15 protein-coding genes are annotated in these 15444 nt (G+C 57.8%); 14 read left to right on the forward strand and 1 reads right to left on the reverse strand.

Translation table 11 applies throughout. The features are described 5' to 3' along the window. The first annotated feature begins 7 nt into the window (after window positions 1-7). The 6 genes from BQ5379_RS10880 (at window position 8) to yajC (ending at window position 4018) form a co-directional block, all read left to right on the forward strand. On the forward strand, window positions 8-721 hold the full coding sequence (locus BQ5379_RS10880) for an ABC transporter ATP-binding protein (RefSeq protein ID WP_071135457.1): 714 nt from the start codon (window positions 8-10) through the stop codon (window positions 719-721). A gap of 184 nt (window positions 722-905) precedes the next feature. Then, window positions 906-1481, forward strand: coding sequence for a cob(I)yrinic acid a,c-diamide adenosyltransferase (locus tag BQ5379_RS10885; protein ID WP_071135458.1), 576 nt, complete (start codon window positions 906-908; stop codon window positions 1479-1481). 252 nt (window positions 1482-1733) lie between these two features. Beyond that, a complete protein-coding gene (locus tag BQ5379_RS10890) occupies window positions 1734-1955 on the forward strand; it encodes a DUF2795 domain-containing protein (protein ID WP_027291484.1) in 222 nt (73 codons plus the stop codon). A 98-nt stretch (window positions 1956-2053) separates the two neighbouring features. Continuing rightward, the gene (locus tag BQ5379_RS10895) at window positions 2054-3046 is read left to right on the forward strand and encodes a transcription antitermination protein NusB (protein ID WP_071135459.1); all 993 of its coding nucleotides are present in this window, start codon (window positions 2054-2056) and stop codon (window positions 3044-3046) included. Beyond that, window positions 3039-3512 (forward strand): DUF1573 domain-containing protein, encoded by a 474-nt coding sequence (locus BQ5379_RS10900; RefSeq protein WP_071135460.1) that lies wholly within the window; start codon window positions 3039-3041, stop codon window positions 3510-3512. Before BQ5379_RS10895 ends, BQ5379_RS10900 begins: the two co-directional genes overlap by 8 nt. A 179-nt stretch (window positions 3513-3691) precedes the next feature. Further along, window positions 3692-4018 (forward strand): preprotein translocase subunit YajC, encoded by a 327-nt coding sequence (yajC, locus tag BQ5379_RS10905; RefSeq protein ID WP_071135461.1) that lies wholly within the window; start codon window positions 3692-3694, stop codon window positions 4016-4018. A 366-nt stretch (window positions 4019-4384) separates the two neighbouring features. Here yajC and BQ5379_RS10910 read toward each other — a convergent pair whose 3' ends face one another. Further along, on the reverse strand, window positions 4385-6304 hold the full coding sequence (locus BQ5379_RS10910) for a RecQ family ATP-dependent DNA helicase (RefSeq protein ID WP_071135462.1): 1920 nt from the start codon (window positions 6302-6304) through the stop codon (window positions 4385-4387). Window positions 6305-6476: 172 nt separating this feature from the next. Here BQ5379_RS10910 and rpe point away from each other — a divergent pair, with 172 nt between their 5' ends. The 8 genes from rpe to BQ5379_RS11290 all read left to right on the forward strand — a co-directional run. Continuing rightward, entirely contained in the window at window positions 6477-7127 is a 651-nt protein-coding gene (rpe, locus tag BQ5379_RS10915) for a ribulose-phosphate 3-epimerase (protein ID WP_071135463.1), read from the forward strand. Between the two features lie 33 nt (window positions 7128-7160). Continuing rightward, a complete protein-coding gene (gene abc-f / locus BQ5379_RS10920; RefSeq protein WP_071135464.1) occupies window positions 7161-9146 on the forward strand; it encodes a ribosomal protection-like ABC-F family protein in 1986 nt (661 codons plus the stop codon). 208 nt (window positions 9147-9354) lie between these two features. Beyond that, complete coding sequence (gene rlmB / locus BQ5379_RS10925; protein ID WP_071135638.1) at window positions 9355-10137, forward strand: 23S rRNA (guanosine(2251)-2'-O)-methyltransferase RlmB; 783 nt, start codon at window positions 9355-9357, stop codon at window positions 10135-10137. Between the two features lie 192 nt (window positions 10138-10329). After that, window positions 10330-11076: a polyprenyl diphosphate synthase gene (uppS, locus tag BQ5379_RS10930; protein WP_071135465.1), complete on the forward strand. Its 747-nt coding sequence runs from the start codon at window positions 10330-10332 to the stop codon at window positions 11074-11076. A 37-nt stretch (window positions 11077-11113) separates the two neighbouring features. After that, a complete protein-coding gene (gene bamA / locus BQ5379_RS10935) occupies window positions 11114-13714 on the forward strand; it encodes an outer membrane protein assembly factor BamA (RefSeq protein WP_083377726.1) in 2601 nt (866 codons plus the stop codon). A 74-nt stretch (window positions 13715-13788) separates the two neighbouring features. Then, window positions 13789-14319 (forward strand): OmpH/Skp family outer membrane protein, encoded by a 531-nt coding sequence (locus tag BQ5379_RS10940; protein WP_071135466.1) that lies wholly within the window; start codon window positions 13789-13791, stop codon window positions 14317-14319. 108 nt (window positions 14320-14427) lie between these two features. After that, entirely contained in the window at window positions 14428-15234 is an 807-nt protein-coding gene (murI, locus tag BQ5379_RS10945; RefSeq protein WP_071135640.1) for a glutamate racemase, read from the forward strand. A gap of 8 nt (window positions 15235-15242) precedes the next feature. Then, window positions 15243-15444, forward strand: a 202-nt coding sequence (locus tag BQ5379_RS11290) for a hypothetical protein (protein WP_205408206.1), incomplete at its 3' end; no start/stop codon positions are given.

Consider the following 15444-nt stretch of genomic DNA (forward strand, 5'->3'; position numbering starts at 1 on the left):
TGCAGCCATGGAAAATCGCGAAGAGATCATCTCGATCGAACAGATACGCAAAACCTACGAAGTCGGCACGCAGCAGGTCCATGCGCTGGCCGGTGTCGACCTGAAGATCTGGCGTAACGACTATGTCGCCATCATGGGGCCATCGGGCTCCGGCAAATCCACGCTGATGAACATACTGGGATGCCTCGACACCCCGACCGCGGGCCGCTATGTACTGAACGGAACCGACGTGAGTCACATGGACGAAGAGGAACTGGCCGAAGTGCGGAACAAGGAGATCGGCTTCGTGTTCCAGACCTTCAACCTGCTGCCGCGCTACACGGCTCTCGAAAATGTGGCCGTGCCGTTGATCTATGCCGGGGTGTCGAAATCCAAGCGGATGAAACGGGCCGACGAGGCGCTGCACAGCGTAGGGCTGGGCGACCGCATGGAGCACCGGCCGAACGAAATGAGCGGCGGACAGCGTCAGCGTGTGGCCGTGGCGCGTGCGCTGGTCAACAATCCTTCGATCATCCTGGCCGACGAACCGACCGGAAACCTCGATACCAAAACCTCGATCGACATCATGCACCTCTTCGAACGGATATACCGGGAGGGGAATACCGTGATCGTCGTGACCCACGAGGAGGATATTGCACAGTATGCCCGACGGATCGTTCGTCTGCGCGACGGGGTGATTGAATCCGATTGCGTGAACGACCGTCCGACGCTCGGCAATTAACACCCCTGTTGTCGTTACTTTTTGTGAGAGAGTGGGTGCGAATGTTTGCGGGGCGTTCCGTTTGCACGTGGAAGGGCGGAAACAGATAATTTGTAAAGCGTTGAAAAAACGCTGAAAATGGAGTGATTCCTCGTCCTGCGGACCATTGCCGCAGGACGAGCGCACGAAAACCGATATTCGACTTATGAAAATCTATACGCGCACTGGAGACAAGGGTACGACCTCGCTGGTCGGCGGAACCCGTGCCCCGAAAAACGATCCCCGGATCGAAGCCTACGGCACGGTCGACGAGCTGATAGCTCACACCGGCTACCTGCACGATATGCTCGACGCAACCCGCGAACAGGAACGGGCCGAACTGAAGTGGATTCTCGATCGGCTGATGAGTTGTGCTTCGCTGCTCGCCTCCGAGGATACGATGCTCGACAAACTGCCCCCGGTCTATGACGAGGATATCGTCCGTTTGGAGAACGGTATCGACCGTTTGCAGGAGGGACTTCCCGAGTTGAGGCATTTTACCCTCCCGTGCGGACATCCCGTGCTGTCGTACTGTCATGTCTGCCGGACCGTTTGCCGTCGGGCCGAGCGTCGCGTGGTGAGCGCCGCCGATCGCTATCCGACCGTTCCGGACGTTGTCCGCGGTTACCTCAATCGCCTCTCCGACTATTTCTATGCGCTCGGACGGCGGATGGGACACGATCTGGGGGCCGACGACGTACGCTGGGAACCCCGTCTCGCCTCTGCGTCCGATTCGGAGTAGGCGAGTATCGGAGGTGTTGTCGGAATACAGGGATTCCGGAAATTTTCACGGTCCGGCACCGAACCGTAAAATAAGCCCCGCCGGGACTTCCCGCGGTAAGAATTGCACGGAACGGGAAACATCATCGAAAAATAATGCCCTCAGCAATAGCTGTATTCCGAAAAAATGTTACTTTTGCGAATTCCGGAGTGGAACGGGACGGAGGTCCGGCCAACGCTCCGGAAGTGAGAGCTAACAAATACGCGAAAAACTATGTACTGGACACTTGAACTGGCATCCAAACTCGAAGATGCACCCTGGCCTGCCACGAAAGATGAGTTGATCGACTATGCCGTTCGTTCGGGCGCGCCGCTGGAAGTGATCGAAAACCTCCAGGAGATCGAGGACGAGGGCGAAATCTACGAAAGTATCGAAGACATCTGGCCCGACTATCCGAGCAAAGACGACTTTTTCTTCAACGAAGACGAATACTAGTTTTTGTCCGCCGCACCCTACGCGGCATTCCGGCCTCAGGAACCCGATGGGGATCGAGGCAAGTTTTTTACCGTACATGACCTTATACCGTTGTTTCCATGCTTAGTCGCCGACTGCTTCGCATCAAGACCGTCAAATCGCTTTACAGCTATTTCCAATCGGGTGGGGAATCGCTCATCCGCTCCGAAAAAGAGCTGACCGAGAGCATCCGAAAAAGTTACGAACTCTACCTGATGATGATCGCCCTGATCGGCGAAGTGGCCGAAGTGGCACGCGAAAGAATCGCCATCGGACAGGCCAAACTGATGCCCACCGCCGAAGACCTCAATCCCAACCGGCGTTTTGTGGACAACCGCGTGATCGCCCTGATCGAGCAGAGCGCCGCCCTCGATGACGCCATGGTCCGTTACAAGGCCGGCTGGTCCGGTCAGGAGGCGCTCATCAAACGCCTCTATCAGGACATGATTGCTGCACCCTACTACCAGCGCTACATGGAAAGCCCGGTGCCCGAGACCGAAAAAGAGGCCTTTGCCGCCGACCGTCGTCTGGTGGTCGACTTCCTGACCACGCATATCGAAGACAACGAATACCTCGAAGAGGCGCTCGAAGAGATGTCCATGTTCTGGGTCGATGACATCTCCTACTCGCTGGGACTTGCCATCCGCACCATCGGTCTGCTGAACGAAACCTCGACCGATCTCGACGTCATGCCGATGTACAAGAGCGACGACGACAAGGAGTATGTCGAAACCCTCTTCCGCAAAGCCCTCGTGTGTCACGAAGAGTATTTCGGGTACATCGACAAGTTTACCGAAAACTGGGACTTCGACCGCATCGCCTTCATGGATAAACTCATCATGCTCGCCGCCATCACCGAGCTGGTGCAGTTCCCCACTATCCCCGTCAAGGTGACCCTCGACGAATTTATCGAGATCTCGAAATACTACTCCACACCCGGCAGTAGCGTCTTCGTGAACGGTATCCTCGACAAACTGGTCGTGTGGCTGACCGAACAGGGCAAGATTGCCAAAACCGGACGCGGGCTGATCGACAGCTCCGTGCCCAAAGAAAAAACGACAACCCATGCGTAGAACCTTCGTCGGGATTTGCCTGTTCGCACTGGCTGCCGTCGGCATGATCGCCTGCGGCAACCCGTCAGCGACGGGTGGAGCGGCCGAAACCGACGACAGCAACCTGCTGACCGTGACCCTGCCCATTGCCGACAGTGCCGGGCTTAATCCGGGCGGAGATTACGTCTCGGCCCGCTCGTACGATACGATCGCCATGGGTCGAATGGCCGCCGGCGATGTGGTGGAGGGGCGTTTCCGCGTGGCGAACGTATCCGACAAACCGCTGGTCATCATCGAGGTGATTACGGGATGCGGATGCACCACGGCCGACTATGATCCCGCACCGATCGCGCCGGGCGATACCATCGTCATGACGTGGCGTTTCGACAGCCGCGGCCGCTTCGGCCAGCAGTTCAAGTCGATCGAGATCATCACCGCCGAACGTCAGTGCGCTACGGTCTATCTCGACGGCGAGGTGCACATGTAGTCCTGCGGGAGGCGAGGGGGAGATGAGACGGATGGGGATACAGCCCCGATGAGGCGTCCGGCAGGCGGGTGGAGGAGCGTGGAGGTGAAAAATTCAACGCTTAGGTACTAAACGGGCGGAAATTCCGTTACTAAACACAGAAAGAACAATAAAAACAACTAAATAAAACTCGAAAATTCATGACACTCAACACAATCCTGCTTCAAGGTGGAGCTCAAGGCGCTGCTCAGACGGGTAGCAACTGGTCGTTCATCGTGATGATGGTGCTGATCTTCGTGGTGATGTACTTCTTCATGATCCGTCCGCAGCAAAAACGCCAGAAAGAACTCAACAAATTCCGCAATTCGCTCGAAAACGGCACGAAAGTGATTACCGCCGGCGGTATCTACGGTACCGTCAAAGAGGTATCGGAAGACAGCGTGCTGATCGAAGTCGACAACGGCGTGAAACTCCGTGTGGCCAAAAGCATGGTGATGCGCGATCCGTCCGACATGATGCAGCGATAGGGTAGAGTGCCCTGCCATACACCGCCAGGCCGGTTGTCAGTCCCTCTGAGGATGGCAACCGGCCTGGCGTATTTTTTATGCTTTCGTCAGTGCTTCTTTTTGCTGCGTAGGGGGCTCCTCGAATCGATTGCCGAATGGCTCCCCGATGGATTGGAGAGTATAGGAGTTAAAGGGTGTGGTATCGATGGCCGCAACTTTAGACGATTGATGGGGGGATATGCCGGCGACAGCGAAATATCGGCGGGCGGGGGAACACCAGGGATGCCGGGGTGTCCCGAACAGTGTTCGTCGTGAGGTTTCCCGGATGGCCAGATTGGCGCCTTTGGCTTGTGTGCAGGCGAAGATGAAAGTGTGCAGGGGAAAAGGTCAGGGAAGCGTCAGGCCGCCGTCGTTCAGTTGACGGATTTTACCTTCGGCCAGCAGTCTGCGTAGGGTGGCCAGCACCGCCATCGGTCGTCCGCCGACCTGTGCCATCAGAGCACGGAGCGTGATCGATCCCCCGGCCGGCAGGTCGTTCAAAATCCGGAGCAACTCGTTGCGGATACCCGTGTAGGCGTCGTTTTCGTTGACCATCTCCTCGCGGCGTCTCGACAGGCAGACATCGCAGACCCCGCAGGGCTCCGGATGCGGTTCGTCGAAGTACTCCCGCAGCATCACACTGCGGCATTGCGATCCGTTCTCGGCATACTCCACCATCGCCGCGGCGCGCAACTCTTCCATCTCGCGGCGTCGGTGGTAGGTCGCGGGGGCGATCGCCACATCCTCGACCGGCAACCGCTCCTCCTGCAGAATCAGCAGCGGCGAACTGCGCCGCGGAATATAGCGGATGACCCGCATGACCGACAGTTGGTAGAGCAGCTCTTTGACCCGCGCCTCCGAGTAACCCGACATTCGGGCGATGTAGGCTTCATCCACGGCCACGAACTCCGTGAAGAGCCCCGTGTAGAGCCGCAGCAGGACACGCAGAAAGCTGTCCAGATCGGTGCGGTCCACCTGCAGTTTGTAGAGCTCCTCGCGCGAGGTTCGGAACATGATGCGCGTGGGGTTGTCCAGCACGTCGGTCAGGGTCATGTAGCCGTTCAGCTCCAGCAGCTTGATCGAATTGAACACGGTCAGCGGGAAGAGTTTGAAGCGTGTCGAAAACTCCATCAGGTCAAAGTCGAAAACTGCATCCTTGCCTCCGCCGACGGTTACCTGCAGGTGGTTGAAGATCGCCTCGTAGACCTTGCGCACTGTCTCCAGCGGCGGGTACGACGTCTCGATTCGTCGTCGGGCGGCCCGGGCGTCCATCTCGTTGTAGAGCAGCACCGCATAGGCGGGTTGGCCGTCGCGTCCGGCACGTCCCGCCTCCTGATAGTAGGCCTCCATGGAGGCCGGTATCTGGTCGTGGATCACGAACCGTACGTCGGCCTTGTCGATCCCCATTCCGAAGGCGTTGGTGGCTACGATCACGCGAATCTCGCCGCGCAGCCACGCCTCCTGTTTCGAGGCACGCATCCGGAAGCCGAGACCGGCATGGTAGAAGTCGGCCGCAATGCCTTCGGCCTGCAGCTGGGCGGCGATCTCCTCGGTGGCTTTGCGGGTGCGGGCGTAGACGATGCCGCTGCCGGCCACGCCGCGGATCACGCGCAGCATCTGTTCCATTTTGTTTTCCCCGTGGCGCACCACGAAGCGGAGGTTCGGTCGGGCGAAGGAGCCGCGGAAGAGTTGCGGATCGTCGAGCCGGAGGTGGCGCGTGATGTCGTCCAGCACGAGCGACGTGGCAGTGGCCGTGACGGCCAGAAACGGCACCCCGGGAAGCCATTCGCGAAGCCGGGCGATGCGCAGGTAGTCGGGCCGGAAGTCGTAGCCCCACTCCGAGATACAGTGCGCCTCGTCGACCGCCACGAGCGACACCTCCATTTTGCGGACACGTTCGTGGAAGATGCGCGTCTGGATCCGTTCGGGGGCGATGTAGAGCAGTTTGACGTCGCCGTACACGCAGTTGTCCAGCGCGATGTCGATCTCCCGCGACGAGAGGGCCGAGTGGATCGCCACGGCATTGATGTGGCGGCGGCGCAGGGCGTCCACCTGGTCTTTCATCAGGGCGATGAGCGGCGTGATGACGATCGTCACGCCGGGCAGGGCCAGAGCCGGTACCTGGTAGGTCAGCGATTTGCCGCCCCCGGTGGGCAGCAGGGCCACCGTGTCGCGTCCGGCCAGCACGGAATCGATGATTTCGCGTTGCAGGGGACGAAAGCTCGGGTAACCCCAGTATTTTTCGAGTATCTGTTGGATCTGCGGCATGTTTCGTTCACACGGTACGGGCCGGACTGCCGGACGTGAAACAATATCGCGTGCGGCACGTGTCGGCCTCGACCGGTAAACAAAATTAAGCAAATTAATGTTACCTTTGCGACTGCCGGCGCAACCCTGCGAAGGGGGCCGGCCGTAAAACCTTTCAGAAAGACCCTGCATCATGCCACGCATTATCTCCCCCTCGTTCCTCTCCGCCGATTTTCTGCATCTGGGCGACGCCGCCCGCATGGTGAACGAGAGTCGGGCCGAATGGTTCCACCTCGACGTGATGGACGGCATGTTCGTGCCCAATATCAGTTTCGGGCTGCCCGTGGTCAAGGCGCTGCGCAAGGCGACCGACAAAACCCTCGACGTCCACCTGATGATCGAGCGTCCGGAGCGTTACGTGGCCGATTTCCGTGCCGCCGGAGCCGACTACCTGACCGTGCATGTCGAGGCATCGACCCACCTGCACCGCACCATTCAGGCCATCCACGACGCCGGAATGCGTGCCGGCGTGGCACTCAACCCCCATACCCCGATCTGCATGATCGAGGAGATTGCGCCGATTGTGGACATGGTGCTGATTATGAGTGTCAATCCCGGATTTGGCGGGCAACAGTTCATCGCCTCGTCGCTCGACAAGGTGAGCCGCACCCGCGACCTGCTGCTCCGCAAACGCAGCAATGCGCTGATCCAGGTCGACGGCGGTGTGAATGCCGAAAACGCCGCACCGCTTTTCGAAGCGGGGGCCGATGTGCTGGTGGCCGGGAATGCCGTTTTCGGGGCTCCGGATCCCGTGGCCGCCATTCAGCAGCTGATCGAGGCGTAACGCCTCTCCATTACTCCCCAAGTAGCTACCCTCATGTTATCCGTAGATAATCTGACCGTTTCGTTCGGCGGAACCGACCTGTTCCGTGACATCTCGTTTCTGATCAATCCCAAGGAACGCATCGGCCTCGTTGGCAAGAACGGAGCCGGGAAGTCGACCATACTCAAGATCATAGCCGGGCTGCAGACGCCTACCTCCGGCACCGTCTCCAAGACCGAAGACTGTACGATCGGCTACCTGCCGCAGCAGATGCGCGTGGCCGACGATACGGACCTGGTGACCGAATGCGGCAAGGCCTTCGACGAGATCATCGCCCTCGAACGCGAGATCGAACACTGCACGGCCGAAATCGCCGCCCGAACCGACTACGAGTCGCCCGAATACGAAAAACTGATCCACCGCCTGCACGACGCCACGGAGCGTTACCACCTGCTCGACGGCGACAACCGTGATGCCGAGGTCGAAAAGACCCTGCTCGGCCTGGGCTTCAAGCGCGAAGAGTTCAACCGCCCCACCTCGACCTTTTCGGGCGGATGGCGCATGCGGATCGAGCTGGCCAAACTGCTGCTCCGCAAACCGTCGCTCTTCCTGCTCGACGAGCCGACCAACCACCTCGATATCGAGAGCATCCAGTGGCTCGAAGCCTACCTGCAGAATTACGGCGGTGCCGTGATCCTTATCTCGCACGACCGGGCCTTTCTGGACAACGTGACCAACCGGACGATCGAAATCTCGTGCGGCCGCGCCACCGATTATAAGGTGCCGTACAGCCGTTACGTCGAGCTGCGGGCCGAGCGTCGCCAGCAGCAGATCGCCGCATACGAGAACCAGCAGCGGATGATCGAAAAGACCGAAGAGTTTATCGAGAAGTTCCGCTACAAACCCACCAAGTCGAACCAGGTGCAGTCGCGTATCAAGCAGCTCGAAAAGCTCGACCGACTCGAAGTCGAAGAGGAAGACAATGCCGCGATGAACATCCGCTTCCCGTCGGCGCCCCGTTCCGGTCAGATCGTGATCGAGGCCAAGGAGGTCGGCATGACCTTCCCGGCCCGCGACGACAAGGCCGAGAAACATGTCTTTTCGGGAGCGAACATCGTGGTCGAGCGGGGCGAGAAGGTGGCGCTCGTGGGACGAAACGGCGAGGGGAAAACCACCTTCGTGCGCATGACACTCGGCGAACTGACCCCCACCGAAGGGCAGATCCGAGTAGGGCATAACGTTCACATCGGTTACTTCGCCCAGAATCAGGACGACCTGATGGATGGTGATTTTACGGTGTTCGATACGCTGGATCGGGTAGCGGTGGGCGAAATTCGCACCCGTCTGCGCGACATTCTGGGCGCTTTCCTCTTCCGCGGCGAAGATATTGACAAGAAGGTCAAGGTGCTGAGCGGCGGCGAACGTTCGCGTTTGGCCATGGCCCGTCTGATGCTCGAACCCTACAACCTGCTGGTGCTCGACGAACCGACCAACCACATGGACATGCGTTCGAAGGATATTCTCAAACGCGCCCTGATGGCCTACGACGGGACGGTGCTCGTCATCTCGCACGACCGCGAGTTCCTCGACGGCCTGGTGAGCAAAGTCTATGAATTCCGCGACGGGCGCGTCAAGGAGCACCTCGGCGGAATCTACGACTTCCTGCAGGCGCGGCAGATTGAGAACATGCGTGAAATCGAACGTACGCATCCGACCCCCGCACCATCCGCCTCGGCACCCAAACCCGAGACCAAGGCCACTCCCAAAAGCGAGGAACGCCGGAAACCGGAGCTCTCCTATGCCGAGAAGAAGGAGCGTGACCGGCAGATCACCCGCCTGCGGAACGCGATATCCCGGCTGGAGAGCGAGATTGCGGAGCTGGAACAGAAGACCTCCGAGCTCGATAGCCGGCTGATGGATCCCGAACAATACACCATGGCCCTGTTCGAAGAGTATAATCAGCTGAAGAATCAGTTGGATGCGAAAATGACCGAATGGGCCGAAGCAACCGAAAAATTAGAGACTTATGGCAAACAATAACGACACTCCGGCGGGCCGGAGCTTTTTCCGGCGTGCGACCGACGCCGAAGCCCGCGAACTGCCCCAGGAACAACCGGATCGTCCGATCCGTCGTTCGGAATCCTCCGGCGAACGAGCCGCCGACCGTCCCTTCCGGCGAGGTGCCGGAGCGTCCGACCGCCGTGCCGGTGCTCCCCGGCCCGCTCCCCGCAAAGAGCGCGACGAACGTCTGCCCGATAACATTGTCTTCGGGATTCACCCCGTACGGGAGGTGATCGAAGCCGGAACCGAGATCGAAAAGATCTATGTCCGCAAGACCGCCGGCGAGACGCTGACCCTGGCCGAGCGCAGCAACGTCGGAGCGGCCAACGCTCTGCGTCAGCAGGCCATCGAAGCCGGTATCCACGTGCAGGAGGTGCCGGTCGAAAAACTCAACCGCCTGACCCGAAACGGGAACCATCAGGGAGTGGTGGCTGTGATCGCCGCCATCTCCTATAAGGATATTAACGAGTTGGCCGAAGAACTCGAGGCACAGATCGCCCGGGGGGAAGCGCCGCTGGTGATGCTGATGGACTCGGTGACCGACATCCGCAACTTCGGCGCCATTGCCCGCAGTGCCGAGTGTGCCGGTGTCGCCGCGCTGGTGATGCCCGCCAAAAACTCTGCTCCGGTCAACGCCGAAGCCATCAAAAGTTCGGCCGGCGCCCTCACGCTGATCCCCGTCAGCCGCGTGGGATCGCTCAAAGGAGCCATCAATCTGCTCAAGAACATCGGGATGCAGTGTGTGGCCGCCACCGAGAAGAGCAATACGCTGGTCTACGAAACCGACTTTACCCGTCCGACCGTCATTGTGATGGGGGCCGAAGACCGGGGCATCTCGCGCGACGTGCTGAACCTGTGCGACGTACAGGCCGGAATTCCGCTGGTCGGTCGCATCGAATCGCTGAACGTCAGCGCCGCCGCAGCCGTGATTCTGTTCGAAGCACGCCGCCAGCGTTTCGAGCAGGAGTAAGCCCGACGAACGGTAGAAAATCAGGTCGATCCCGTCCGGCCCTCGTATAAAAAAACAGATGTATGGCAACAAAGCAGAAAAAAGTTCTATATTTGCGTGTTGCATAAAATGGTAAAGACATCATCGAGATGGGTGCTTCCCGCCGACGATCCGTTCCGTCGGGCGATCCGGAGGGAGGCCGTGTAGATTTTTATGATACAGAACGACAGCCACATATCCCCCTCAGAAGCGCTATCGAAAGTGCCGCAGCACGTAGCCGTCATTATGGACGGTAACGGCCGGTGGGCCAAAGGGCAGGGCGAAGAACGCCTCTTCGGTCACCGCCATGGTGTGGAGGCTGTGCGCGAAGTCGTCCGTACCGCCGCCGAAACAGGTGTCCGTTACCTGACCATCTATGCCTTCTCGACCGAAAACTGGGGCCGCCCCACCGAAGAGGTCGACGGCATCATGGAGCTCATTGCCAATGCCATCCTCTCGGAACTCGACACTCTGACCCGTTCCGGCATCCGGATGGAGTTCATCGGTGATCTTGCTTCACTGCCCCAATCCCTCCAGGAGAGCATCCGAACCGCACGGACCGTCCATATCCCGGACGATCAGTTGCGCATGACGCTGAACGTTGCCCTGAATTACAGCGCCCGTTGGGAACTCACCGAGGCGACTCGTCAGATTGCCGCACTGGTCCAGAATGGTACTCTTGCTCCGCAGGATATTACCCCCGACGTGATCTCGGATCACCTGGCGACGCGCGGTATTCCCGACCCCGAACTGCTGATCCGCACCAGCGGCGAACAGCGCCTGAGCAACTTCCTGCTCTGGCAATTATCCTATACAGAACTTTATTTTACCGACACCCTGTGGCCGGAATTCGGAAGGGACCAGATGCTGGCTGCCCTTCGAGAGTACGGGCGACGCGAACGTCGCTTCGGACGCCTATAAACCCCCACACACCAAAACCCGATCAAGAAAGAGACTAATGAGGATTGCAAGACGATTGATTTTCGCGGTACTGGCCATGACGATATGGGCTACCGTTCCGGCAAAAGCCCAACAGATATATGCTCCGGACTCCATCTCCCGCTCCATGTCCGGTGTCATGCCGGTCTACGATTCGTTGCTCGGCGAGTCCGTGGACGAACAATTGACCGTTCTACCCCGCGTCGATTACAACGCAGCTCCCAAATCCTACATCGTAGGTAAGATCAACGTACACGGGGCGATCGCAGTCGATCCCCAGATGATTATCGACAACCTGAGCATCGCCAGCGGTGATACCATCACCATTCCCGGCGACGATATCAATATTGCGACCCGCTCGCTGCTGGACCGTCGCTTCTTCTCCAATCTGAAGGTGCTCACCTCGTACCGTGCTGACACGGTCGATCTGGATCTCTACCTGCGTGAACGCATCCAGGTTCGCGGTTGGAACTTCATCGGCATCAAGGGTAGCGAACGAAAAGACCTCGAAGAGAAACTCCGCCTGCGTCAGTACAGCGAACTGTCGGACTACCTGCTCTCGACCTGCATGGACCTGATTCGCAAATATTATGACGAAAAGGCTTTCCGAAATGCGGAGATCAGCTACGCCATTACGCCCGATACGCTGGTCAAAACCGCCGTGTTGGTTCACTTTACCATCGATCGTGGCGAAAAGGTGAAGATTGGGGAGATTCAGTTCGACGGCAACCAGAACCTCTCGTCGAAAAAGTTGACCAAGTCGATGGAAAAGACCCACAAGGTCAGCATCAACTTCCTGCGGAGCGCGAAGTTCAAGGAGAAAGACTTTGAGGAAGACCTCGAAAACATCCGTAACTATGCCCGTTCGGAAGGTTATCGCGATGCCGAAATCCTGCAGGACTCGCTCTACGCCATTCCGGACAAACCCAAACGGATGGGGATCTATATCAAAATCAAGGAAGGGGACAAATACCACTACCGTAATATCAACTGGCTCGGCAATACGATCTATCCTACCGAGGCGTTGCAGCAGATGCTGGGGCTGCGTCCCGGCGACGTATATGACAGCGAAACGATGAACGAACGTCTCTCGGGCGGTGACCCGATGAGCATGTCCATCGCCAATACCTATATGGATAACGGATACCTGGCCTTCCGGGCCACTCCGGTTGAAACCGTTGTACCCGGCGACTCGGTCGATGTCGAGATCCGTATCCTCGAAGGCAATCAGTTCCGCATCAAGAATGTCACCTTCGACGGGAATACCCGTACCAACGACCACGTGATCCGTCGTGAACTGCAAACCATGCCCGGTGAACTCTACAGCCAGTCACTGCTGGCCCGTACCTACCAACGTCTGGCCACCATGGGACAGTTCGACGCCAATTCACTCCAGCCGAACGTCAACCCCAACATTCAACAGGAGCTTGTCGATATCAACTACTCGCTGACTGAAGTTCCCAATGACCAGCTGGAACTCTCCGGCGGTTGGGGGGCCGGTATGTTTATCGCCTCGGTCGGTATTAACTTTACCAACATCTCGCTGCGCAACTTCTTTAACAAGAAAGCGTGGAGACCCTATCCGGCTGGTGACAACCAGACTCTCGGTCTGCAGATTCAAACCAATGGTAGCTATTACCGGGCCCTGTCGGTAAACTTCACTGAACCTTGGCTCGGCGGTCGCAAACCTACTTCGCTGTCGGTTTCGTTCTTTACCTCGCGTGAAACCGATGCGTACTACACCGGACAGAAAGCAACCGCTCACTTCGGTACGATCGGCGGTTCGATCGGGATCGGAAAGCGACTTAACTGGCCCGACCCCTATTTTACCATGTCGGTCGGTCTGACGATGCAGAGCTATCGTCTGCACAACTGGCCCTACTTCCTGGTGTCGGAAGGAACCTGCAACACCTTGGCCCTGAATCTCGGTATCTCGCGTAACTCCGTCGACGACATCATGCAGTATCCGAGTCAAGGTTCGAAATTCGACCTCTCGGTGGCCCTGACTCCGCCGTGGTCGGCCTTCGACGGCAAGGATTACAGCGACAAAACCATGTCGCAAGCCGATCGTTACCATTGGATCGAGTACCATAAGTGGAAATTCAATGCCCAGTGGTTCGTACCTCTGACGGCCAACAACAAACTCGTGCTGATGGCCCGTGCACAGTTCGGTTATCTGGGACACTATAACAAAAACAAACTCTCGCCCTTCGAAGGATTCTCGGTGGGCGGGGACGGTCTCTCGGGTTACAGCCTCTATGGTGTAGAAACCATCGGTCTTCGCGGTTACGAAGAAGATGCACTGACCCCCATGGCCGACTATGGTGTCTATGCACGTATCTTCAGCAAGTATACCCTCGAAATGCGTTATCCGCTGGTGCGCAGTGCCTCGACGCTGGTATATGCCCTCGTATTCGGTGAAGCCGGTAACGCCTTCCAGACCCTGTCCGAGTTCAAGCCCTTCAGTCTGAAACGGTCGGCCGGTATCGGTCTGCGCGTCTACCTGCCCTACCTGGGGATGCTGGGGATTGACTGGGGCTACGGCTTCGACAAGACGAGCGACTCCAACGGGAAAGCTGCCGGCGGTAATTTCAGCTTTACGATCGGTCAGACTTTCTAATGTCGGAAAAAATCACGACGTTTGTAAACCACGGGACAATCATTCGAATATTAATACCACAAGATTCAATCATTATGAAAACCTCACAGAAACTGATCCTCGCACTGGTTGCGGTAGCAGCCTTCCTCTTTGTTGGTACCGGTGCGGCTAACGCTCAGCAGAAATTCGGTTACATCAACTCGCAGGAGTTGTTATCTTCCATGCCTGAAATTGACTCTGTGCAGAGCAAGGTCAGCGCTCTGGGTAAAGACCTTGAAAGCCAGTTTACCGCCATGCAGACGGAAATGACTACGAAGGCCCAGGAACTGCAGAGTAACATGAATACCCTGTCGGAAACTGTTCGTAAGCAGAAAGAAAAAGAATTGTTCGATCTGCAGACCCGTATCGAAGAGTTCAATCGTTCGGCTCAGCAGGAACTCCAAACCAAGCAGCAGGAGTTGTTGAAACCTGTTATGGAAAAAGCGCAGGCTGCGATCACTAAAGTGGCCAAAGAACAGAATCTTACCGCAGTTTTCGATGTGGCTGCAGGTGCTTTGATCTACCAAAACGAATCACAGATGGTCAACCTGCTTCCGCTGGTGAAACAATCGCTCGGAATTCAGTAGTTCTCGTTCCGCTGCGAACGTAAGGAAAAGTATGGTGAGCGCCTCCCGAAATTTTCGGAGGCGCTCCCTTTTTTATATCTTTGCTAATTGTAAACCCGCATGGCCTGCATGTCATCTTTCAGTAATTCACCTATCGGTATCATTGACTCCGGAATGGGCGGTATTACCGTCTGGGCCGAAATTACCCGGATCATGCCTTACGAAGATGTCATCTATTGGGCCGACACCGCACACTGTCCATACGGTGGGCGGACGCGCGACGAGATCACGGCACTGGTCAGCGTCGGGGTCGAAAACCTTCTGGAGCGCGGGGCGAAAATCATCGTCATAGCCTGCAATACCGCAACGACTGCTGCCATTGCTACGCTCAGGCAACGGTGGAAAGTCCCTTTTGTGGGGCTGGAGCCGGCCATCAAACCCGCTGCGCTGACCACACAAAGTGGAGTGGTGGGCGTGTTGGGAACAGCCTACACCGTGCAGAGTGAAATGTTCCGCCATACCATGGCCAAATATGCGGCCGGGATAAATGTCATGGCGGTTGCCGGTAATGGTCTGGTCGAAGAGGTCGAAAACGAGACTGAAAATTCACCCCGGGCGGTCGCCCTTTTGCACCAGTACATCGATCCCATGCTGGAGTCCGGCATTGACAAACTCGTACTGGCATGTACCCATTTCCCGCTGTTGACCCCCTCCATACGCGAGGTAATCGGAGAACGTGATGTGGAGATTATCAATCCTGCGCCTGCCGTTGCCCGCCATACGCATGAGTTGCTGGTCGAAGGGGGGATGTTGGCCGATCGTGCGGGAGACGGACGATATACATTTCTCAGCACTGGTGGCGCGGATGACGTCGAGCATTTGCGGATGCGTGCCGAGCATTATAAGAAAAGTATCAACGAAACATCGAGAGGATAGAAGTAACTATGGCAGCGAAACGACAGGTAGACAAACTGGCAGAACGAGCGGTTCGGGATCAGCGTACCGTGCGGACCGCACCGCAAGCGGCACGGCGTCCGGCGGCACATTCTGCACCCGGCGTCCGGTCCGACAGTGCCCGTGCCGACCGGCTCAGAACCGATCGCGTGCAGCGCGTCGCCAGTCGACAGCCCGCTACGGCTCCGCGTC

Origin of the sequence: Millionella massiliensis, from assembly GCF_900104655.1 — a bacterium.
GTDB lineage: Bacteria > Bacteroidota > Bacteroidia > Bacteroidales > Rikenellaceae > Rikenella > Rikenella massiliensis.